This window comes from Prevotellamassilia timonensis, assembly GCF_021531665.1.
Lineage (GTDB): Bacteria > Bacteroidota > Bacteroidia > Bacteroidales > Bacteroidaceae > Alloprevotella.
The window spans coordinates 64,219-87,423 of sequence record NZ_JADYUH010000002.1; the positions used below are offsets into that span (position 1 = coordinate 64,219).

16 protein-coding genes and 1 tRNA gene are annotated in these 23,205 nt (G+C 53.9%); 11 read left to right on the forward strand and 6 right to left on the reverse strand.

The window, feature by feature from the left end:
• Positions 1-1,083 precede the first annotated feature (1,083 nt).
• The 6 genes from I6E40_RS00945 to I6E40_RS00970 all read left to right on the forward strand — a co-directional run bounded on the left by I6E40_RS00945 (position 1,084) and on the right by I6E40_RS00970 (position 8,486).
• Positions 1,084-2,865 carry an oxaloacetate decarboxylase gene (locus I6E40_RS00945; protein WP_235384974.1) on the forward strand — a complete coding sequence of 594 codons (1,782 nt, stop codon included), beginning with the start codon at positions 1,084-1,086 and terminating at the stop codon, positions 2,863-2,865.
• Between the two features lie 182 nt (positions 2,866-3,047).
• Positions 3,048-3,458: a helix-turn-helix domain-containing protein gene (locus tag I6E40_RS00950; protein ID WP_235384975.1), complete on the forward strand. Its 411-nt coding sequence runs from the start codon at positions 3,048-3,050 to the stop codon at positions 3,456-3,458.
• A gap of 308 nt (positions 3,459-3,766) precedes the next feature.
• Entirely contained in the window at positions 3,767-5,068 is a 1,302-nt protein-coding gene (locus I6E40_RS00955) for a serine dehydratase subunit alpha family protein (RefSeq protein WP_235384976.1), read from the forward strand.
• Between the two features lie 212 nt (positions 5,069-5,280).
• Positions 5,281-7,437 carry a S8 family peptidase gene (locus I6E40_RS00960; RefSeq protein ID WP_235384977.1) on the forward strand — a complete coding sequence of 719 codons (2,157 nt, stop codon included), beginning with the start codon at positions 5,281-5,283 and terminating at the stop codon, positions 7,435-7,437.
• Positions 7,438-7,478: 41 nt separating this feature from the next.
• Positions 7,479-7,718: a hypothetical protein gene (locus I6E40_RS00965; RefSeq protein WP_235384978.1), complete on the forward strand. Its 240-nt coding sequence runs from the start codon at positions 7,479-7,481 to the stop codon at positions 7,716-7,718.
• A gap of 75 nt (positions 7,719-7,793) precedes the next feature.
• Entirely contained in the window at positions 7,794-8,486 is a 693-nt protein-coding gene (locus I6E40_RS00970; protein ID WP_235384979.1) for a SprT-like domain-containing protein, read from the forward strand.
• A 322-nt stretch (positions 8,487-8,808) separates the two neighbouring features.
• On the opposite strand, the gene I6E40_RS00975 is transcribed toward I6E40_RS00970, so the two are convergent.
• Complete coding sequence (locus I6E40_RS00975; protein WP_235384980.1) at positions 8,809-10,962, reverse strand: GH25 family lysozyme; 2,154 nt, start codon at positions 10,960-10,962, stop codon at positions 8,809-8,811.
• Between the two features lie 154 nt (positions 10,963-11,116).
• Positions 11,117-11,190: transfer RNA gene (locus I6E40_RS00980), tRNA-Met, on the reverse strand.
• Positions 11,191-11,369: 179 nt separating this feature from the next.
• Between I6E40_RS00980 and I6E40_RS00985 the strand changes: the two genes are divergently transcribed.
• On the forward strand, positions 11,370-11,690 hold the full coding sequence (locus tag I6E40_RS00985; RefSeq protein WP_235384981.1) for a LysO family transporter: 321 nt from the start codon (positions 11,370-11,372) through the stop codon (positions 11,688-11,690).
• A complete protein-coding gene (locus I6E40_RS00990; protein WP_235384982.1) occupies positions 11,687-12,307 on the forward strand; it encodes a lysine exporter LysO family protein in 621 nt (206 codons plus the stop codon). Before I6E40_RS00985 ends, I6E40_RS00990 begins: the two co-directional genes overlap by 4 nt.
• 407 nt (positions 12,308-12,714) lie before the next feature.
• Here I6E40_RS00990 and I6E40_RS00995 read toward each other — a convergent pair whose 3' ends face one another.
• From I6E40_RS00995 to I6E40_RS01010, 4 genes are all read right to left on the reverse strand, one after another.
• Entirely contained in the window at positions 12,715-13,902 is a 1,188-nt protein-coding gene (locus I6E40_RS00995; protein ID WP_235384983.1) for a pyridoxal phosphate-dependent aminotransferase, read from the reverse strand.
• Positions 13,903-14,036: 134 nt separating this feature from the next.
• Positions 14,037-14,738: a Bax inhibitor-1 family protein gene (locus tag I6E40_RS01000; RefSeq protein ID WP_235384984.1), complete on the reverse strand. Its 702-nt coding sequence runs from the start codon at positions 14,736-14,738 to the stop codon at positions 14,037-14,039.
• Positions 14,739-14,795: 57 nt separating this feature from the next.
• Positions 14,796-16,004 carry a bifunctional 3,4-dihydroxy-2-butanone-4-phosphate synthase/GTP cyclohydrolase II gene (locus tag I6E40_RS01005; RefSeq protein WP_235384985.1) on the reverse strand — a complete coding sequence of 403 codons (1,209 nt, stop codon included), beginning with the start codon at positions 16,002-16,004 and terminating at the stop codon, positions 14,796-14,798.
• 94 nt (positions 16,005-16,098) lie between these two features.
• On the reverse strand, positions 16,099-18,318 hold the full coding sequence (locus I6E40_RS01010; protein ID WP_235384986.1) for an LptF/LptG family permease: 2,220 nt from the start codon (positions 18,316-18,318) through the stop codon (positions 16,099-16,101).
• Between the two features lie 368 nt (positions 18,319-18,686).
• On the opposite strand from I6E40_RS01010, the gene I6E40_RS01015 reads away from it, so the two are divergent.
• From I6E40_RS01015 to I6E40_RS01025, 3 genes are all read left to right on the forward strand, one after another.
• Positions 18,687-19,727: a CNNM domain-containing protein gene (locus tag I6E40_RS01015; protein WP_235384987.1), complete on the forward strand. Its 1,041-nt coding sequence runs from the start codon at positions 18,687-18,689 to the stop codon at positions 19,725-19,727.
• A gap of 191 nt (positions 19,728-19,918) precedes the next feature.
• A complete protein-coding gene (locus I6E40_RS01020) occupies positions 19,919-21,103 on the forward strand; it encodes a metallophosphoesterase (protein ID WP_235384988.1) in 1,185 nt (394 codons plus the stop codon).
• A 44-nt stretch (positions 21,104-21,147) separates the two neighbouring features.
• Positions 21,148-22,584 carry a lipopolysaccharide biosynthesis protein gene (locus tag I6E40_RS01025; protein ID WP_235384989.1) on the forward strand — a complete coding sequence of 479 codons (1,437 nt, stop codon included), beginning with the start codon at positions 21,148-21,150 and terminating at the stop codon, positions 22,582-22,584.
• Positions 22,585-23,205 lie beyond the last annotated feature (621 nt).

Below are 23,205 nucleotides of genomic sequence, written 5' to 3' on the forward strand. Positions count from 1 at the left end.
GATTTCCAAAACTCTTTCCATTTACTGTAACATCCAATTTGGCACTTGTACCAGATGCGCCTGATGCATTTACAACAATTTTTTGAACTACTCCGGTAATCCCCGAAGTGCTTAATCGAAGATAGGATACAGCTTTTTTACCTGTACCATAATGAATACCTCTTGATTTGTCATAATCGCTTTCCGCTGCATCAGATGTTACAGTCCATTTAACCCTATCGTCCGCAGTGCCGGAACCGCGGCATTGTTGGGTGAATGTAAGCGTGCTTGTTGCTGCTTGTCCCCACGCCTTGTTTCCTCCGCAGAGGAGTGTCAGCGTCATCAGGCAGAGCGAGAGTAGAAAACGTTTTGTAATGTTGATTTTCATATCTATTAGTTTAGAGTGAATATTTGCTTCTCAAGGAGCGCCGAGCGTGGGGCAGCGACAAATGAAAAAGAATTAAGTAATCCTCAAAAAATAACCTGCATCATCTTTGAAAATCTTTTCGGTTCATATTTCCTCCCTCATCAGTCACATAGCTACGGCTATGCTCCTTCTTCGGGTGAAAATCTGACCTCGAAAATGTCATTCAAATCTGACGCAACTGATTATTTTCATATTACTAAAAATCGTTGAATCGGAGATTTTTGTGCATGAATCTCCCGAAATCTGGTGCAAAATTAGGCAGCGCATTCGTCACGGCACAAAATATTCTGCGAAAAAGCGGTTAAATTTTTGCGAAACTGCAGGTTTTGACAGGAACTCTTGCCAAAATGTGACATTATTTGTCGCAAGTTGCACAAAAACAGAAGGTAATGCCCCCTCTTTTTTCCGTGGATGCTGACATGATAAGCCCCCCAAAGCACACGCCTTCCGACGCTCTGCTCAGTCCCTTTTTGAACGAAAAAACGGGACTTTTGAATCATTCTGCGGATTCTGTGCGCTCAAAACATCACGGCACGTAAAAAATTATTACTTTTGCAGCGCATTGCGCAGATTGCCGCTTGTTGAGCAAGGAAATCTCTAAGCAATCAAGAATCAACTCCATCGATTTTGCAGGACACTCCTGAGAAGAATCATTCACAACCTACCTATTATATTATATGACAACAGCCAAACGCAAAATCCAGTTCAGTCTGCTCTATCGCGACATGTTCCAGAGCAGCGGAAAATTCCAACCGCGCAAAGACCAGTTGGAGCGCATCGCCCCCGTCATCATCAAAATGGGCTGCTTCGCCCGTGTTGAAACCAACGGTGGCGCTTTTGAACAGGTGAACCTCCTATATGGCGAGAACCCCAACCAGGCAGTGCGCGCCTTCACAAAACCCTTCAACGAAGTGGGCATCAAAACCCACATGCTCGACCGCGGACTCAACGCGCTCCGCATGTTCCCCGTGCCCGCCGACGTCAGAAAGTTGATGTACAAGGTGAAGCACGCACAGGGCGTTGACATCACCCGCATCTTCTGCGGACTCAACGACGTCAGAAACATCATCCCTTCCATCAAGTACGCCCTCGAAGCAGGCATGACGCCCCAAGCCACGCTCTGCATCACCAACTCCCCGATTCACACTGCCGAATACTATGCCGCCATCGCTGACCAACTCATCGAAGCCGGTGCACCCGAAATCTGTCTCAAAGACATGGCAGGCATCGGACAGCCCGCGATGCTCGGTAAGTTGACGAAGATGATCAAGGATAAACACCCCGAGGTCATCATCGAATATCACGGTCACAGCGGTCCCGGTCTCTCCATGGCAAGCATCCTCGAGGTGTGCCGCAACGGCGCCGATGTCATCGACACCGCCATCGAGCCCCTCTCCTGGGGTAAGGTTCACCCCGACGTGATTTCCGTGCAGTCCATGTTGAAACACGCCGGCTTCGACGTGCCCGAAATCAACATGGAAGCCTACATGGAAGCCCGCAAACTGACGCAAGAGTTCATCGACGACTTCCTCGGCTATTTCATGAACCCCGCCAACAAACTTATGAGTTCCCTGCTCCTCGGCTGCGGACTCCCCGGCGGCATGATGGGCTCCATGATGGCAGACCTCACCGGCGTCATGGGCGCCATCAACAACAACCGCACTGCCAAGGGCGAGGCAGAACTCAGCGAAGACGAACTGCTCGTCAAACTCTTCGACGAAGTTGCATACGTCTGGCCGCGCGTGGGCTATCCTCCCCTCGTCACCCCGTTCTCACAGTATGTCAAGAACATCGCGCTGATGAACCTCCTCACCGAGTCCATGGACAAGCCCCGCTACACGATGATGGACAACTCCATCTGGGGCATGATTCTCGGAAAGAGCGGACGTCTGCCCGGAGAGGTAGCACCCGAAATCAAAGAACTTGCCAAGGAAAAAGGTTTCGAGTTCACGGATGCAGATCCGCAGAGCTACTATCCCGACGACCTCGAACGCTTCATCAAGGAGATGGAAGAGAACGGTTGGGAACGTGGCGAAGACGACGAAGAACTCTTTGAGTTTGCCATGCACGAAACACAGTATCGTGACTACAAGAGCGGCGCTGCCAAGAAGCGCTTCCTCGCAGACCTCCAGGCTGCCAAAGACAAAGCCGGAGCCAGCGGCATGAGCCTCGAAGAAGCTGCCGCACTCAAACACGCCAAGGCTGATGCCCTCGTGGCACCCGAAAGCGGCACCGTCCTCTGGGAAATCGGCGGCGACGGCGAATGCGTCAAGAGCATCGAACCGTTCATCGGCAAAGAATACAAAGAAGGAGACTTCTTCTGCTACATTGAAAACACCTACGGTCAAATCCTCGAAGTGCCCGCAGCAATGGGTGGCAAACTCGTGGAAATCAACGCCAAGCAGGGCGCACAAGTCAGCAAAGGCGACGTCGTGGCTTACATTCAGCGTGGCGAATAAAACCTGAAAACTCCGAGAACACGAACCTGATGGAAGGTTTCTCCGTTGGGTTTGTGTTCTTTTTTGATACATCTTAAAGGGCGCAATAAACATTCGGAATTAGGAGCGTTCAACGTAATGTTCCCCCTCTTTCAGAACAATTTTGATACTTTGGAGCCTAAGTTCCAATCTCAATCTTTTCCATGCAAAAAAAAGAAAATCAACCATCCTATTTGAAGCGCATCAGCACGGAGCGTGCGGATGAAATCTATGTTCGTCTGTTGCAGAAGCTGACGAGCGAGAGGCGCTATCGTGACCCGAAATGCACTGCGAAACTCATGGCAGAGGAACTGGGCACGAACACGCGCTACATCTCCAGTGCCGTGGCACTCGCCACGGGCGGGAACTATTCACAGCTCATCAACAAGTTGCGTGTCCGCGATGCCTGCAACATGTTGAGCTCCGCATTGTACAAAGAAATGTCGCTGGAGGAAATCGGTTTACTTGCCGGCTATGCCTCCCGTCAAGCATTCTACCTCGCCTTCTCCCGTTTACATCATTGCACGCCGCGAGCTTATCGGCTTGAGAAGCTGGGTGGTAAAAAGAGCAAGTGAACGAATCGCGCCCCCCGTGTCCCTGCCTCTCAGAACCACAGCCCCCATCTTCTTGTTCCCTCCCCGTCCCTTCTTGACTATAGACTGTTGACCATAAACAGTTGTCTATAGACCGTTGACCATAGACTGTTGCCCATAGACTATAGACCATAGACTGTTGACTATAGGCTGTTGACCATAGACCGTTGACTGTTGACTATAGACTGTTGCCCGTTGACTGTTGCCCATTGACTGTTGCCCATTGACTATAGACCGTTGACCATAGACTGTTGACCATAGACCGTTGACTATAGACCGTTGACCATACCATGCTTTCAGAAAAAGAAAAGAAAGAAATCACGGCGCTGGTGCATCGTGAAGTCGTGCCCGCTGTGGGTTGTACCGAGCCCGTTTGCGTCGCACTGGCTGTCACCCGTGCCCGTGAGCTCTTGGGCTGCGAGCCCGAGCGCATAGACGTACGTCTCAGTGCCAATATCCTCAAAAACGCCATGGGCGTCGGCATTCCCGGTACGGGCATGACGGGTCTCCCCATCGCCATTGCCCTCGGTGCACTCATCGGTAAGTCCGAACGAGAACTTGAGGTGCTGGCAGACTGCACTGCCCAAGACGTCGAGGCAGGCAAGAAACTGGTGGAGGCACAGCGCATCCACATCTCCCTAAAGGAAAATGCCCCCGACAAACTCTATGTCGAGGCTGAGTGTAGTGCCGGAGAGTACAGCGGCATCGCCGTCCTTGCGCACCAGCATACACATTATATATATATGGAGCAGCGCGGGAAGGTACTCCTTGACCGCCGCGGTGAGTTCAGTGCGGAAGACGCTGCCGGCGATGCAGCCGAAGAGCCCCTGACGTTGAATCTGAAGAAAGTGTGGGACTATGCCATGACCATGCCCCTCGAGGAAATAAGTTTCATTCTCGAAGCGGGGCGCATGAACGAAGAAGCCTCCCGCCGGGCACTGAGTGGAAACTATGGCCACACGCTTGGCAAGGCACTCACCCGCCCCCTCGGACGCGGCATCATGGGCGACAACATCTTCTCCCATATCCTCTCCTCCACCTCCTGTGCCTGCGACGCCAGAATGGCGGGTGCGATGATTCCCGTGATGAGCAACAGCGGCTCCGGCAACCAAGGCATCTGTGCGACGAACCCCGTCTGCGTCTTTGCCCGTGAGAACCACAACACAGAGGAAGAACTGACCCGCGCTTTGATGCTGTCACACTTGACCGCCATCTACATCAAGCAAAACCTCGGTGCGCTCTCTGCCCTTTGCGGTTGTGTCGTGGCTTCCACGGGTTCCAGTTGCGGCATCACCTACCTGATGGGTGGGGATTATCTTCAGGTGACCTACGCCGTGAAGAACATGATTGCCAACCTCACGGGCATGATTTGCGACGGTGCGAAGCCCAGTTGTGCGTTGAAACTCACCTCCGGCGTCAGCACGGCAGTACTTTCCGCTATGCTCGCCATGCAGGGAAACTGCGTGAGCAGCGTGGAAGGCATCATTGACGAAGACGTGGACCGCAGCATCCGCAACCTCGTCAGCATCGGTGCTGATGCGATGAATGAGACTGACCGGTGTGTGTTGGATATAATGACCCATAAGGGGTGAAGGGGCGTGATAATGGTCAATCTGCTTCGTTGCCTTCGCCCTCACCCTCGGCGCCTTGCATCTCAACCATTCTGACGCTCCTTCTTCGGGGCGTGATGAAAACCAATCTGCTTCGTTGCCATCGGCTTCGGGCAATCCCCCGCCAATCCCCCGTTCCCGTCGCATAAGCGGCGGGCAAACCAAAGTCTTTAACCCTCTCATTTTTTCCCTTTATGAAACACCTTCTCGTTTCTTTCTCCTTCCTGCTGGTTTGTTCGCTCAGCGCGCAGACCGTGCAGAAAAAACAAGACGGAAGGATTGGGCCGCGTCTGACCCGTGTGCTCCAAACCTCCGCCGCCCAGGCTAACTCCTCGCTGAGCAAGTCCGTCGCCGTCACCGCAGACTCCGTTGAGATGATTCTCCAAACCGATGATGCGGGACAACTCGCCGCTCAAATCCAAGAACTTGGCGGTAATGCTTGCGTCATTGACGAAAGCACCGTCGTCGCCAACGTGCAGTGGAAAGCCATCGGTGCGGTGACCGAACTGCCCCAAGTTCGCCATGCTGAGGCAGGTCGCCGCATGAAACTCAAGAACGACAACGCCCGTGCCGATGTGGGAGCAGACAAAGTGCACGCCGGCACCGACCTCGAAACCGCGTTCACCGGAAAAGGCGTCGTGGTGGGAGTCATTGACACCGGCTTTGAGTATGCTCACCCCGCCTTCTCCTCCCGTGTGAAAGGCTACGTGACCTCCACTGCCACCGCCGTCAGTGCGACCAAACCCTACGGCGCCAGTGACCGCAAGAATGAGACCCACGCCACCCACGTCACCGGCATCGCCGCCGGAGAGCAGGTCGGTTCCTCCCCCTATAAAGGCATGGCGCCCGGCGCCGATGTCATCATCGCTCCCTCCGACCTCACCGATGCAGCCATCCTCCGACAGGCAAAAGCCATCAAGACCTACGCCGAGGCAGCGGGACAGCCCTGGGTCATCAACATGAGCTTCGGCACAGCCCTCGGTGCGCACGACGGAATGAGTGTCTTTGACCGTGCCATGGATGCCATGGTGACAGACGGAGGCTTCATGGTCGCCGCTGCCGGCAACGAGGCGGAATTCGTTGCCCATGCACACCACGTCTTCACCACGAAGGGAGAGAAGGTTTATGTCGCCTATTATGTCGGCTCCGACAAACGGCAAGCCACCGAGGTGTGGAATGCCAAGACCAACGGCTCCTCCACGCTGAGCATCCGCCCCGCGATTTGGTACTCCGGCAAAATCTACGTTGCCACCGATGCGCAGATTGCCACCATGGAGAGCAAGGGACGCTTCGACTTCTATGACGCCGTGCAGAGCTACAACAACCGACAGTTGCTCTACTACGAATCCTATTTCCCCTACGTCTTCTCGGCGATGAGCGCCTCGCTCCCGTCCTCCGCCACCAGTAGGAATGTGACCTATCTGCTCGAAATCTCGGGTGAGGTGGGCGACGAGTTCCACGCCTGGATTGACACAGACTACTACTATTCCTTGTTCCTCAGCTCCGCCATCAGCGGCTTCACCGGCAAGCAACTCAAGGGAGACAACCAATATCTCGTCTGCGAAGGCGGCGCCTGCATCGACCGCGCCGTGACCGTGGCTGCCTACACCACCCGGAACACGTGGACAGACCTCAGCGGCGATACTTATAAAGGATATTCGACTTTGTTGCCCCTCAACGACATCTGCTATTTCTCCAACTACGGTCCCTATCTCGGTTCGGAGCCTAAGCCCGCGGTGGCAGCGCCCGGTTCTTTCCTCATTTCCTCCGTGTCCAAGCTTGCCACCAGTTTTGATTCTTCGAAGATGGCGGGCGTGGTGGAGACCTCCAACGGGTTGTTCTATTATGACTCCGAGGCAGGAACCTCCATGTCATGCCCCGTCGTGACGGGCGTCATTGCCCTCTGGCTGGAGGCATTTCCCGAGATGACCTACGAACAACTCATGCAAATCATTCGCACCACCTCGCGCCGTGACACCTTCACCGGCGAGGGCGACGACACAGGCTGGGACAGTCGTTGGGGCTATGGAAAAGTGGATGCCTACGCCGGACTGAAGAAGGCACTCGAACTGAAGCGTCAGAGCGGTGTCTCGCAAGTCGTCTCCGATGCCATCCCCTTCACCTTCAGCAAAGGAGAAGATGCTTGGCGCGTCCTCTTCCACGGCGAGGAGTCACACGCCACCGTGCGTCTGCTCTCCGCAGATGGAAAGGTGGTGAGACAAATCGCGTTCTCCAACCTGCACAGCGGCGAGGACTGCGAAGTCAGCGTGGCAGGTGTGCCCGCCGGTGTCTATTTCCTCCATGTCTCCGCCGCCTCCGGCTCTGCCACGAAGAAGGTCCTGGTGAAGTGACAGCGGGGAAATACGATTTTGCTCTCACGCAGGGGTAAGGCATGCACACACATCGTGGCACGCTCACTCTTGTCCACCGCTTTGTTACTCCTGTCCGCCGCTTTTTTACTCTTGTCCGCCACTTCGTTACTTACCGTTCGCCGAGTGGTAAGTTTGCCGTTCGCCGAGCGGTAAGTAACGAGTCCAAAGGAAAAAGTGACGAAGCCTCAGCAATACACGTTGCCACGGCGGACAAGCACATACTTTCAGCCTACGCCTATATGCCAATAGGTGTCAAGTAAGTTTCAAAAGACCGTGAGAGCACTTTTGGAATCCTCCAAAATAGACCCTATCTCAGCCGGCAATAGTAGTAAATCATGCAATTCACGCTTCCATTCATCAGAGATAGTTTTCAACGCTTCAACAAGTTGGTGTTTGAAGGCAAACTTCCCACCCCTTGTTTCATGCTTTCTCGTGCTCGCACCTTTGTCGGAAAGTTTGAGGCAAGGGGCAAACGCGACTGGATGGGCAGGACGCATTGGAACTATGTGCTGCGTTTCTCCACCGCTTTTGACCTTCCGCAAGAGGAATTGGAGGACACCATCCTGCACGAAATGATTCATTTTTCGCTGCGAGTCGGTGACCGCCGTGATGCCACGCCCCATGGTCCTAATTTCCGAGCGATGATGGACACCATCAACGCGCGCTTCAACCGACACATCACCATTTCTCACAAGTCCAATGGCTCTTCTTCACTCTCGTCCCGTCGTTTGTCGTGGCACATTGTGGGCGTGGTCACTTTTCGCAACGGGAAAAAGGGGGTGAAGGTACTGCCGCGCATTGAGGAGCGCGTGTTGGAATGGAACCGCCGTGTCTTGACTGCCTCAGACGTGGCTTCCACGCAATACTATCTTGCCCTTCACGAGTTCTTCCGGGACTATCCGAACTCCACCGCCATGAAAGTCTATGTTGTGGAGGAGGAAAAACTCAAAGAGGCGTTGAAGGATGCGATAGAATTGGAAATCGTGGGCAACAGATTACATACACGTAGTAAGTTGCAAGAAGGGTAGAAACTGCGCCGCACCGATGGAGTTAGTAATCCTCAAAAAATAACCTGCATCATCTTTGAAAATCTTTTCGGTCCATATTTCCTCCCTAATCAGTCACATAGCTACGACTATGCTCCTTCTTCGGGTGAAAATCTGACCTCGAAAATGTCATTCAAATCTGACGCAACTTATTATTTTCATATTACTTAAAACCCTTGAAGAGTGTGGGCGTGCGTGCTTCTTTGCTTCCTTTCGTCCTTCCTTTCTTCTTTTGCGTTCGTCAGGCTTCCTCCTTTCTCCTTTCTCCCTCCTCCTTTCTCCTTTCTTTCTCCTTTCTTATTTCTTATTTCTCCCTCCTCACATAGTCCTCAAATTGTGAGCGGCTTCCGTTGAAGACGTTGATATCAACGTCGCCGTGGATGCCGCGCACCTTACCGTAGGGCGTGAGCTGCCAATGCAGGAGTCGAACGTAGGGTTTGAACTCGCTGTAGCGTGCCACCCACACTTCGCAGTCCTTCAGTCGTTGCGGGGCGTGGGGTAGTTGTTCGTTGATGAATCTCTGGTTGAGGTAGAGGATGGGTTTCTTGCCGGAGGCTTTCTCCACCGTGTCAATCCATGCGAGCATTTCGCGGAAGAGTTTGTCGCGTCCTCCCATGGCTGCAATTTGTGTTGGCGTGGGTTCCACGTCCAGGACGGGTGGGAGAGTGGTGCGGGAGAGAGCCGCGTGCCGGAGGAACCAGCCCGCCTGTTCGCGTCCACCCGTTTTGATGCTGAAGAAATGATAGGCGCCGGCGGCGATGCTCCGTTTGCGTGCTTCTCCGAGGTCTGCGAGATAATAGTCACTCTTGATGCTCGTGCCCTCCGTGGCTTTGATATAGACAAACGAGACGGGATAGCTCACGTTTCCTTTCACCCGCTTGTCCTTGCCGAGTCCGACGATGCGGAGGTCGTCCCAGTGGATGGGGCGGATGACTTTGCGTTTATATGTGCGACGTCGCACTCGATACTCTTCCGTGAACTCATGCTGGTGGCGCGAGATGTCGATGCCGTAGATGCGGTCTTCGGTGAAGATGAGCCGCTCGCCCTTGAAACTGCCTCGGTTCCAGGTTCCGACGCGGATGCCGTGGTCGTGAGAGCAGTCGAGTCCTGTGCCGTGTCTCCGTCCCTCTTGCCATTCTCCGGCATAGAAACCAGTGGTGTGATGGAGCACGCCCTCGCCCTCCGGCTCGAGAGAAGTATTGGCGAAAGAGCCGACGTAGGTTCCTTGAGCCAGCATGGCGCGCCCTTCAACCAAGGTGTCTGCCTGCCAGTGTCCGACATAGACAGTGGAGTCGGCGCGCGTGAGCCGTCCGTAGCCTTGACGCAGTCCTTCGGCAGAGACTTGCCCGAAGAAGACGTCTCCGTTTTCATATATCTTTCTCTTGCTCTCCGCTGTTGGCGAAGGGAGCGTTCGCACGGCAGGTTCTTCTGCATCAAAGAGATTCATCACGAAAGCGCGGAGGTTTCGCAGCCACCAAATGACCCAGAGATGTCGGTCGGCGAGGACCGAAGCGAGCGTGTAGGAGGTGACGCGCCGTCCTTTCACTCGTAAGCCGCAGAGATTCCCCGACGGATTGACGTAGGGCGCTCCCTCATGAATGCTCTCTGCGCAGAGACTGTCTTCCAAGACGGAAGGGAAGGTTTGCGTGGCATCATTACCCGGGTCATTAAAGGAAAAAATACGGGCGCGGAAGGCATAGACGCCGAAGCGGAACACCGAGAAGCGCGAGGCTCCGTGCGGCAACCGGGCATCCGCGGCTTGAAGCGTCAGCACGTGTTCCGGACTTTCGTCAACCAGTTGCAATGTCGTCAGGGTGTGCGTCACGCTGTCCCCCTCAGCCGGTGTGAAGCCGGAGGCGTGGGCGATACAGCGCAGCGTGGCAGACTCGGACTTCGTCAGTGCGAGGCGCAGCAGCGAATCCGTTCGCAAGAGTTCGTCGCGAAGGTGTTCCATGCTGTCCTTCACGCCCATGACGAGTGCAAAGCCCTCGTCAATTTCCGAGTGTTTCAGAGCATAATAGTCCAACTCCTCACAAATGAGGTTGGTGCGTTGAATCCTTTCTTGGTGATGTGGAAGCAGTGCTTCTAAGCGACGGCGTGTTTCTTCGGAGGTGAGTTGTAGGGCGTTCCCGAAGACAAGCGTGTCGGAGGTGAGCACGTGTCCTTCGTTGGATACCCACGCCCCGGTGGTTTGGATGCTGTCGGAAAGCACCGGTGCACATTGTGTGGAAGCACAAGCCAGGCTGTCGTTGCGGAGGGAGAAGAAGAGAGTGTCATGCTCGCCGACGGGCAGGGCATAGCACGAGCGGGCAGTCAGTCGGGGAATGCGACGCTGGATTTCGGTGTCGGACGAGGGCAGAAACGCCACGAGCAAAGAGACGATGACAACCAGTGCTGCCAGCAGCCAGAGTGCGAGTGTTGGTTTCAGAAATATTTTTTTGAGTTGAGCAGTATTCATTGAAGGGGAGAAGCGGCTTTAGAATATAGGGGTGTTCTAAAAATTACGGGATAAGGAACGTTCAAAAGAAAAACCGGGGCAACCTAATTTTTAGAACACCATTATAAAAAAAGAGCTGTGTCAAAACTTTCGTTTCGACACAGCCATCAAACTGTAGCGCGAGACAGGCTTGAACTGTCGACCTCATGATTATGAATCATGCGCTCTAACCAGCTGAGCTATCGCGCCAGAGGCAAGACTTTGGGGTTATCCCTTGTTTGCGGATGCAAAAGTAGGACTAATTTCTTTTTTGGGCAAGTTTTTGCCGCCTTTTTTTGCTCTGAGCGTGCAAAAAGAGTGTTTTTGTGCGGCTTCTCTTGGGCAGACACCACGGTAGAGGGTAATTTCGCACCATATTTTAGATGCACATGTGGACAATTTTTCTTTTGATGTTTCTCGGCATTGCGGTGGGCAGATTGCTGCGCCGCTCCCGCGTCATTGCCTTTTCCGACAAGGCGGTGACGGTGGTGATTGCCGTCATGCTGTTGGTCATGGGGTGGGACGTGGGTGCCAGACCGTCCGTCGTTTCCGGTCTTTCCGGCTATGGCATCACCGCTCTATTGATCGCTGTGGCAGGTGTGGCAGGCAGCGTGTTCGGTGCGTTTCTGTTTCATTTCTTCAGCGTGAGACGTAAGAAGCCTTCGGCACAGGAGAATGCTTCTTGCGAGGAGAAAGGAGGCGCGGCATGAGCACGGGTCTGTTTTTCCTTCTCTGTTTCATTGTCGGTTGCTTGGGTGGCGGTGCATTCCGCGAAGTGACGCTTCCCGAAGACCTCTCCACGTGGCTGCTCTATGGTTTGATGTTCCTTGTGGGCGTCGGTATGGGAGGTCGGAAGGGTTTGTCCGACCTGTGGCGCTCGTTGCGTCCTTCCGCGCTGTTGTTGCCGTGGAGTTCGTTGACGTTCACGCTGTTGTTTTCTGCCGTGGTGGTGTGCTTTCTGCCCGGTTTGCGTGTGTGGGATGGGCTCGTCGTGTCGAGCGGGATGGGCTACTACACCCTTTCCTCCGTCCTCATCACCCATCTGAAGACTCCGGTGTGCGGGGCGGAAGTGGCTGCCGCACTGGGTGTGACCGCCTTGTTGTGTAATGTCTTCCGCGAGCTCATTGCCATTGTGTCTGCCCCTTGGTTAGCCCGTCGTTTTGGTCCATTAGCCCCCATTGCCGCTGCGGGAAGTACGTCAATGGACGTGTCCCTCCCCTTCATCGTGCGTGCCAGCGGTCCGTCCTACGTTCCCGTTGCCCTGCTCCATGGCATGACCATTGACTGCACCATTCCCTTCCTCATCACCTTCTTGGCGGGTGGGTAGATTCTTTGTACAGCATCTAATCCCCAAAGGGCATCTTGCCTGGGCACTTGTTGGGCTTTCAGTCCGCCCTGACAATGAGAAAAAGAGGCATGAGGAACAGTAGAGGAACAGTAGAGGAACAGTAGAGGAACAGACGAAGAACAGGCAGTGAACAAGAGATGAACAAGGGAGAACAGGAGAGGAACAAGAGAGGAACAAGAATAGGTTTAGCCCATTATTTACAAAACGACTGCTGAGGGACTCACTCGTTTTTGACTGCCTTGGCAAGACTTTTTCCTTAGGAGTCGTCACTCACCGCGACGCGGCAGTAAGTGACGAGGCGGCGGGGACTGCCATCTTTTTCCACAAAAAAACGGTGCGGGCTGCGCTCATGCAGTCCGCACCGTAAAACTTTTCGGGGGATATTCTTATTTCAGTCGTGCTACCGCCTCTTTGATTCTGCGGAGCGCTTCGACGATGTTCTCGTCGCTGGTGGCGTAGCTCATGCGGAAGCATTCGGGAGAACCGAAGGCATCGCCGCCGACGGTTGCCACGTGAGCCACTTCAAGCAGGAAGAGGGCGAAGTCCATGGAATCCTTGATGACACGTTCGCCGTCGCTTTTGCCGAAGTAGAAACTGCATTTGGGAAAGAGGTAGAACGCACCGTGCGGGTCGTTCACTTCAAAGCCGGGCACCTCCTTGGCGAGTTTCACAATCAAGTCTTTGCGGCGGGCGAAAGCCTGACGCATGGTCTCCACGCAGTCCTGCGGACCGGCGAAAGCTTCGGTGGCTGCCACCTGACTCACGGAGCAAGGACCGCTGGTGTATTGTCCCTGCAATTTGCTGCATGCCTTGCTCAGTGCGAGCGGCGCGGCGAGGAAACCGATGCGCCAGCCAGTCATGGCGTAGGCTTTGGACACACCGTTGATGACAATCGTGCGGTCATACATCTCGGGGCAGGCTGCGATGGAGGCATGTGCTCCGACATAGTTGATGTGTTCATAAATCTCGTCGCTGATAACCCAAACCTGCGGGTGGCGACGGAGCACGGTGGCAAGTGCTTCCAGTTCGGCTGCGCTATATACCGAGCCTGTGGGGTTGCTCGGAGAGCAGAGAATCAAGGCTTTGGTCTTCGGTGTGATGGCAGCCTCGAGTTGTTCGGGTGTGATTTTGAAATCCTGTTCGATGGGTGCTTCAACGAAGACGGGCTTACCGTCTGCCATGAGCACCATCTGCGGATAGCTAACCCAGTAGGGCGCGGGAATAATCACCTCCTCGCCCGGAGAGACGAGTGCCATGACGGCGTTGCAGACACACTGCTTTGCACCGTTGGAGCAGACGATTTGTACGGGCGCATAGTCCAAACCGTTTTCGTTCTTGAGTTTCTCGACGATGGCTTTGCGGAGTGCGGGATAGCCTGGGACGGGAGAGTAGCGAGAGAAGTTGTCATCAACAGCTTTTTTGGCAGCCTCTTTGATGTGGTCGGGAGTGTTGAAGTCCGGTTCTCCGACGGAGAGGTTGATGACATCGACGCCTTGCGCTTTGAGTTCAGCGCTTTTCTGAGACATGGCGAGGGTGGCGGAGGGCGCCAGTCTGTTCACGAGGGTTGAAAGCATAGTCCTATTTTGTGTGTGAAGTAAAATGGTGTTCTTTAAATGATGGAATAAGGAGCGTTCAAAAGGAAGTGCTTGCGTTTTGGTTGCAGAGTGTGAGTGATTCTTTTATTCGTGCACCTTTTGTAAGTCCTCCCTCATTTTCTGTCCCCGAAGATGCGGAGGAGATAGAGGAAGAGGTTGATGAAGTCAAGATAGAGCGAGAGACTGCACATCAAGGCAATCTTCATCATGCCTTCGTCGTCAGCATCGCCTTGGCTGAGAATGAGTTTCATCTTCTGAGTGTCGTAGGCAGTCAGTCCGCAGAAGATGAGTACGCCGACGTAGGTCAGAGCCCAACTGAGCCCGCTGCTTTGGAGGAACATGTTCACCAGCGTGGCGATGATGAGTCCGATGAGTGCCATGAAGAGGAAGCGTCCGATGGCTGACAGGTCGCGTTTGATGAAGAGTCCCACCAGCGACATGGCGCCGAACGTACCGGCTGTGACGAAGAAGGTGGTGGCGATGCTCTCCATGGTGTATGCCAGGAGAATGATGGACAGTGTGGCACCGTTCAGAACCGAGTAGAGTGCAAACATGATGCCCGCCGTGGCAAAGGAAAAGCGGTGGATGTTGGCGGAGAGCACCATGACGAGCACGAGTTCACCGATGATCAAACCCCAGAAAAGAATGGGATTTCCCACGATGGAATAGAGGATTTGTTCGTTGCCCGCCACGTAGAAGGCTGTCAAACCGGTGACGGCGAGTGCCAGCGTCATCCAAAGATAGACTTTCTGCATGAGTGCGGGGAAGGTCATGGAGCGGCTCTCTCTTTCGCTGTACTGATAGATGTTGTTCATGTCATTGGTGCGAGGTCTGCTCGCGGATTAGTTTTTTGATAAGGTCGTTATATAAGTTCAAAGGTGCAGGGTGTGTCCCATGCGGTTCTTTTTGGTTTTCAGATATTTTTCGTTGTAGGGATTTGGCGACACCTCGATGGGCACGTTCTCCGTGATTTCCAGTCCGTATGCTTCCAGTCCGACGCGCTTCACCGGGTTGTTCGTCAGAAGTCGCATTTTGTGGACGCCGAGCAGTCCGAGGATTTGTGCGCCCACGCCATAGTCTCTTTCGTCCGGGTCGTAGCCGAGATGGATGTTGGCATCGACGGTGTCGTAGCCCTCCTCTTGGAGTTTATAGGCTGCAATCTTTGCCATCAGCCCGATGCCTCGTCCCTCTTGGTTGAGATAGAGCACGACGCCCTTTCCCTCTTTGTCAATCATCTCCATCGCTTTGTGGAGTTGGTCGCCGCAGTCGCAGCGGGCAGAGCCGAAGATGTCGCCTGTGACGCAGGAGGAGTGGACACGCACCAGAATCGGTTCGTCCGGTTCCCACGTGCCTTTGATGAGGGCAACGTGTTCCAGGCGGTTGCTCTTCTGGCGGAAGGGGATGAGGCGGAAGTGACCGTAGCTGGTCGGCATATCTACTTCTTCGCCCTGTTCCACGAGGCATTCGTTCTTGAGACGATAGGCGATGAGGTCTTTGATGGTCAGAATGCGGAGTCCCTCTTTTTGGGCAAATTCTTGGAGTTGCGGCATGCGTGCCATGGTGCCGTCTTCGTTGAGAATCTCGATGAGACAGGCGGCAGGTTGCATGCCCGCCATGCGAGCCAGGTCAACGGCTGCTTCTGTGTGGCCGGCGCGAGCCAACACACCACGGTCTTGGGCGTAGAGCGGGTTGATGTGTCCCGGTCTGCCGAAGTGTTCGGGAAGCATGTCGGGATTGGCGAGTGCACGGATGGTGGCGGCGCGGTCGTGACAGCTCACGCCGGTTGTGCAGCCTTCGAGCAGGTCTATCGTCACGGTGAAGGGAGTGCCCAGCATGCTGGTGTTGTCCTCCACCTGGTGGTTCAATCGGAGTTGGTGGCAGCGTTCAATGGTGATGGGAGCGCAGAGCACGCCGCGTCCGTTTTTCAGCATGAAGTTCACCTTCTCGGGGGTGACGAGTTCAGCTGCCATGATGAGGTCGCCTTCGTTTTCTCGGTCTTCGTCATCGACCACGATGACAAACTTTCCTTCTTTGAAGTCCTGAAGTGCTTCTTCGACGGAAGCCAGTTTAAAGTCACTCATATATATTAAATGTGTATGGTCGTTTTCTTGCGGGGATGATTGAATGTGTATGTGTGGGAGAGGATGTGGTGCAGCTTGGCGGTAGCCCCGTGTCCTATTCTCTTTCCGCCGTGGGCAGTGTGGGTGCCGCGGGTTCTGCAGAGACAGGTTTGACGTCCGGCATTGTTCTGACAGATTTGGGCTGTGCGGTCTGTTCTGTTTGCTCCTGTTGCTCGCTCTGTTCCGTTCTGTTCCGTTCGCGATAGCGTTCGATGCTGCTGAAGACAACCTGTCCCAGCAGGGCGAGGATGAAGACGAGGAGCACCACTTTCACGATGCGTTTGCGTTTTCTCCAGAGCACGTTTTGTTTCTTGTTCTCCTCGTCTGTACCGCTTTCTCCGCTCAGGTCGGTGGTTTGGTCCAGCACTGCCACGAGACGTTCGCAACTGCGTTTCGCGATTCTCAAATCCTTCAGCAGGCGCAGGCGGAACTGTCCCATGCGCAGCCAAAGAATGAGCCCGAGGGGGAAGAAGATGCCCGCCAGCCGATTGGTTTTCTGAGTCTTGAAAGGAGAGAGGTGGGCGGTGGTGAAGAAGACGGGAAATTCGTTCAGCACACCCAGCACCTTGACGTCGCGTGAGTTGGACAGTTCTTCGATGATGCTCTCCATCTCCTTGCTGATTTCCTTCACGGTGTGGTCCGGTTGGAAACGGAAGAAGGTACGGACGTAGCTGGGCAGTCTCCAGAGGTTGTTTTCCCGAGCGTAGGTGGTCATGCGGTCTGCGAGATTTGTGATGCGCTCCGTCATGCCTTCCAGTTGCGGTTCGTGGATGATGACTTCTTTGCGGGTCAGGTGTCGTTTCACGGGGATGCCGAGCAAGCGTTGGAAGAAGCGTCGATAGGTGTCCACGTTGAAGACCACCGAATCCTTGTTTGATTTGTAGCAAATCCAGAGTCCGAAAGGAGTGATGATGGTGGTGCTGACCCACATGCCCGCAACCATGTTGATGTTTCCGTCGCGTGCCATCTTCATGCCCGAGGTGTTGATGATATACCAGAAGATGAAGATGATGACCGAGATGACGGTCGGCATGCCGAGACCACCTTTGCGGATGATGGCACCGAGCGGTGCGCCGACGAAGAAGAAAATGAGACACGCCAGCGCGAGCGTCATTTTCTGGTGCCATTCCACCCAGTGTGCTCTGATGTAGCGCATGGCATCTTTGGCATACTGTGCCTTCCACTCCAGATCGGTTTTGGTGCTTTGCAGGTTCTGTTGCACGAGAGACTGTGCCTGCAGGAATTCCCCTTCGTTGAGGCTTGCTTTGAGAGAGTCAAAGTTGAGGCTGAGGGGCACGCGTCCGCTTTGTGCCGCTTTGGCAGCTTGTTGCACCACGAGTTGTGAGTCCTTTTTCTCTTTTTGTGTCTGCAACGCCGGGAGAGCCATGCGTTCCTGATAGTATGCCGCTCCGATGGAGTCCAGTCTTTGAGAGAGGGAGTCCGTGGTGCGTTCGATTTGCATCATGTTTTTCGCTTGCGCCATTCCCGCCAGCATCTCTTTGTCCATGAGATTGAAGTTGCTGTCGAAATCAATGAGGAAGCGTTTGTAGTCAAAGGTCTCTCTGTCGTAGGGGTCATCGGCTTCGCTTTGCATCTGCCTCATGGCTCCGTTGGATTGCAGGTTCTCGAATTGCTCCCCTTTCCAGAGGTCCAGGATGAGGTGCATCTTGTCGGCGGACATTTCCATCCTGGCAGAGTCGGCGAGCACGATTTGCGCACGGTCGAAGCCTTGGTCTGTCTTGTAGATGATGGCTTGATAGAGCATGCCCGTCTCGGCGTCTTTCTTTTCGACGTAGATGTTGACGTTCGGTACGCCGCTGTAGAACACGCCTTCCGGAATCTCCACCGCGGGAGACTGTTGTTTCATGCTGAAGAGGAGCGTGTGGAGTTGGATTTGTGCTGCCGGCGAGGTGAAGTTTTGGAAATAGAAGGAGACGCCGAGCATTGTCAGTGCGACGAGGGCGGGACCGAGCATGATGCGCAGCAGCGGGATGCCCGCCGCTTTCATGGCGAGCAGTTCAAGGCTTTCACCGAGATTTCCGAAGGTGATGAGCGCAGCCAGCAGAATGGCGAGCGGAAGAGACTGGGGCACGAGCGTGATGCCCATGTACCAGAAGAACTGAGCCAAAATGTCCACTGAGAGCCCCTTGCCGATGAGTTCATCCACATAGCGCCAGGTGAACTGCATCATGAACACAAAGAGACAGATAAAGAATGCTCCCGCAAAAATGAGCAGGAACTTTTTCAAAACGTAGAGGTCAAGTTTCTTTATCATGTCCGAGGAGGTGAACCCCTTTGAGGCGATTGGGGAGGATGTTCTCCCCGTTTTTGGAAAAAGCGCGGCAGGGGCATAAAACTGCGCAAAAGTACTACTTTTTTTGCGTTTCGCGGGTGTTTTGAGACTATTTAGGGAGGCTTTTGCCTCACTTCGTGCACTTTCGGATGAGAAAAGCGCTCGTTTTCTTTGTGTGATGCCCGCGTTGAAGTAATTTTGCACCGTCAAAGAAAAAAAGACGACTCTTTCCGTCTTGTTCTTTTGGTCACTGCCGCAGTGCTTTGTTTTGACGTGAGAGACGCTCCTTGAAGCGTTCATCTGAGAAGCCTTCCTGTCGGCAGTGTATGTCTAATTAATTTCTCCTCTACATGGGGCTTCTACTCCTTTATCTTTTTGCTGCCTTAGGTTTTTCTTTTCTTTGCTCAGTTCTTGAAGCCGTTTTGCTTTCCACTCCCATGACTTTCGTTTCTATGCTGGAAAGTGAAGGAAGAACGGGCGCCTCTTTGCTGAAAAAATACAAACAGGACATTGACAAACCGATTTCTGCCATCCTCACCCTCAACACCATCGCACACACGGTGGGCGCCGCAGGAGTCGGAGCGCAGAGCCAGGAAATCTGGGGCGACGAGTTCTTCGCCGTCACCTCTGCCGTACTGACCTTCTTGATTCTCGTACTTTCTGAGATTATTCCAAAGACCATCGGTGCCTGCTACTGGCGACAACTCGCCATCCCCGCCGCACGCATCATTCACACCCTGGTCGTTGTCACCTATCCTTTCGTTCTTCTTTCCGAATTCATCACACACTTCTTCTCCTCCAACCATCAGCCGATGACGGTCAGCCGCGAAGAAGTGAGTGCCATGGTCAATGTCGGCGCGGAAGAAGGCGTGCTCGCCACGAAGGAAAACCGAATGATTCAGAACCTCCTCAAACTCGACGACATCAAGGCGCGAGACATCATGACTCCCAGTTCCGTCGTGGAAATGGCTGAGGAAAGCATGACGCTCAGAGAGTTCTATCGCCACGACGCCTACAGCACCTACTCCCGCATTCCTGTCTATAACGAAGAAAACGATGACTTCATCAAGGGATATGTGCTCCGTCAAACCATCCTCGAAAAACTCTCCGAAGACAAGTTCGAACTTCGTCTGACGGACATCGTGCGCCCGGTGCTCACCTTCCAAGAGAATGAACCCGTCTCCAAAATTTGGGAGAAACTCTTGGCGAAGAAAGAACACATCTCCGTGATTATTGATGAGTATGGTTGCTTCCGTGGAATCGTCACCATGGAAGACGTCATTGAAACCATGCTCGGCACCGAAATCGTGGACGAAAAAGACACCGTCACCGACATGCAGGAACTCGCCCGCGAAAAGTGGCAGGAGCAGCAAGAGGCGCTGCAGGGTTGAGGCGGCGGTGCGTCATGACAGCCACACAGTTCGTTGCCATCGGATTCGGGTTTGGTCACGTAATCCGAAACGCTCCCCGAATCCTGACCTCGGCGTCTTGCATCCATTCAGACGCCCATTGAGATGACCTCCCCTTGAATCGTAGGAGTGCGGATAGCATTGTTTTCTTTGACTCACAAAATGTGAATCCCGTGTTTTTTAAAATTGCCATTTCCCTTTTCGCACTGATTGCTCTCTCAGACTGGTGGACTTTTCATGAGATGAGGAAGAAAAGAATCAACTTTTTTGGCTACGTGCTCATTTTTCTTCCTTCTCTGGTATGTGCCTTACACCTGATTTTGTTGCTCTGCGGGGAACGCTCCATGTATTCCTTCCGGATTGTGAGTGGGACTATTCTCCTCTTCACCGTTCCCAAACTCGTCTTTACCATCATCAGTGCGGGCGGCAATCGTCTTGGCAGGCTTTTTCATCGTGACTGGAAACACATTCAAGGCGTTGCCTTTTTCTTTGCCTGCATCGTGGCAGTTGTGCAGTTTTATTGCGTCACCGTCGGAATTAACCGGTTGGACGTGAATCGTGTCACCCTCGCTTCGCCTCTTTTGCCCAAAAGTTTTGATGGCTATCGTGTCGTGCAAATCTCTGACCTGCACCTCGGCAGTTACTTCAGCGACGATTCTTTTGTCCGCACCGTTGTGGACAGCGTGAACAGTCTCCATCCCGACCTCATCGTCTTCACGGGCGATTTGGTGAATGAGTCTCCCGATGAGGTCCTCCCTGAGTTCGTGAATGCCCTTTCGTGTATGCACGCCCCGGATGGCGTTTACTCTGTTTTGGGCAACCACGACTTCTGTGTCTATAAAGGCTTCCCCTCCGAACAGGAGGTGCGTCGTGCCACAGACAAGGTGGTTCGTCTTGAGCAGAGCATGGGGTGGGAGGTGCTGCGCAATGAGCATCGTCTGCTCGTGCGTGACGGTGACACCCTCGTCTTGGCAGGCACGGACAATGTGGCAAAACCACGCCCGCGGCGTGAGGGAGAATATGTCCCGCCCGCAGGTTCTTTGAAAAAAGCACTCCGAGGCGTTCCCGAATCCCACCACGTGTTGCTCCTGACCCACGACCCGTGGCACTGGCGCCGGGAGGTGACCTCCGACCCCCGTGTGTTGTTCACCCTTGCCGGCCACACCCACGCGCTGCATGTTCGCCTCGGGAACTTCTCGCCTGCCGCTTGGATAATGCCCGAATGGGGTGGGAAATATGTTTCACGAAACGGAATGCTCTACGTCTCCACCGGAGTCGGCGGCAGTGTGAAGTATCGACTCGGTGCCTGGCCCGCCATTGAACTCATCACGCTTCGAAGGGGGCACGCGGTGGAATGAGCATGGCATTCCTGGGGGAGGTAATCTAATAGTTCCGGAATCACATGGACAATCTGAAAGAAAAAACAGCCAACGGGCTTTGGTGGGCTGCCATGAGCAACGGCGCACAACAACTGGTGATGTTGCTCATCGGCATCGTCCTGGCACGCATCCTCTCCGTTGAGGATTACGGTTTGGTGGCGATGCTCACCGCCTTCTCGCTGCTCGCCACGAACCTGCAGGAGAGCGGTTTCACCTCCGCGCTCTGTGTGAAGGAGACCGCCACGGAGGAAGACTATAATTCTGTCTTCTGGTTCAACATCGGTGTCTCTGCCTGCTGCTATTTCATCCTTTTCTTCGCTGCTCCGCTGATTGCAGACTTCAACGACGCTCCGCAACTCACGCTCCTGGCACGGGTGATGTTCCTGAATTTCTTCATCGCCGCCTTTAATGTCGTGCCGACGGCATATTTGCTTCGCAATCTCATGATTCGTCAAAAGACGTCGTCGCAGGTCGTGGCGTCCATCCTCTCCGGCGTGGCGGGCATTGCTGCTGCCGTGGCGGGGTGGGGATGCTGGAGTTTGGTGGCGATGGATTTGACTTATAAGTTGACCTATACGCTGCAAGTCACGCTTCACGCCCGTTGGCGTCCTTCCCTCCACTTTGACCTGCGCCCGGCGTGGAAAATGTTCGGATTCAGCAGTCGTCTGCTTGCCACCAATGTCTTGACCACCTGCAACAACCAACTGATTCAGGTGCTCATGGGACATTTCTTCCCGCCCACACAGGTCGGGCTCTATTCCCAAGCCAACAAGTGGAACACGATGGGCTATTCCACCCTGTCCGGCATGGTCGGTAATGTGGGACAGCCCGTTTTGGCGCGCACCGAGGGCGGCGAAGAACGGCGAGTCAGGGTGTTTCGCAAACTTCTGCGTTTCACCGCGTTCTGCTCTTTCCCCGCCATGTTGGGGCTGGCGGTGATTGCGCCCGAGTTCATTTCGCTGACGATTGGTGAGAAGTGGATGCCGTGTGTCCCCTTGCTGCAAACGTTGTGTGTGGCGGGCGCATTCATTCCCGTGGGACAGATGTTCTCGAATCTACTCATCGTCGGCGAGCGTTCCGACCTCTATCTCCGTGCCTCTGCCGGCTTCATGGTGTGCCAACTCGGACTCTTGGTTGGTCTGCGCGGCGAAGGACTTGCCACGCTTCTTGCTGCCGTGGCGTCACTGCAAATCCTCTGGTTGTTTGTCTGGCACGCCTTGGCGCATCATCTGGTCGGTTTGACGCTGAAGCAGACTCTGCTTGACGTCTTCCCCTTTGCTGCCGCCGCTCTGGTCATGGTGGTAGCCGCGTGGTGGGGCATGTCTTGGTCGGAAAATGTATGGGTAATATTGTGTGGCAAGGTCTTGATAGCAGTCCTGACCTACTGCCTCCTCATGCGCCTCGCCGGTGCCTCTGTCTTCCGCGAATGCGTAGACTATTTGTTGCACCGGAAGAAGTGAAAAATTCAAAGTGGTAAAGGTAAGTTCCAATCAAAAAGAATCTGTTCAGGAACTGTTTCCTTTGCGCTTCGGGTTGGTGGTGACGAGCGGTGTCGGAGGGTGTAAGAAACAACTGTGAAAGGTTCGTCTCAACCCTGCACTATACGTAAATAAAAGGGGAACAAAAAAACTATACAACTCTACACAAAACCCTACATTCTGTTTTGAACACGAATCTCGCGAACGGGATTTAGAACACGAATGGAGCGAATGGAATTTAGAACACGAATGGAGCGAATCGTACGTAACGTTTGTAACGAACGTAACGTCCGTAATGAACGTTACATACGTTACGAACGTAAGAAACGTAAAACAGGAAATGGCAATAGGAGGTGACGCGACTCGTCACTCCTGCGCTCCGCGCTCATGAAAATCCAACAATTTTGAGCGTTTTTTCGCCGATTCGACATTAACATTTTTAACCTTCGAGAACACTTTCCGCCTTCCAATTCTGCCTACTCGGCGCGTAGTTTTTCTTTGCCTTCCCCTAATTAAAATTTGCGGAAGGCAAAGAAAAATTAGGGGAAGGCAAATTTTTACTGGATGCGCTCCTAAAATCCCCGATTTTAAAGGGGAAGTGAC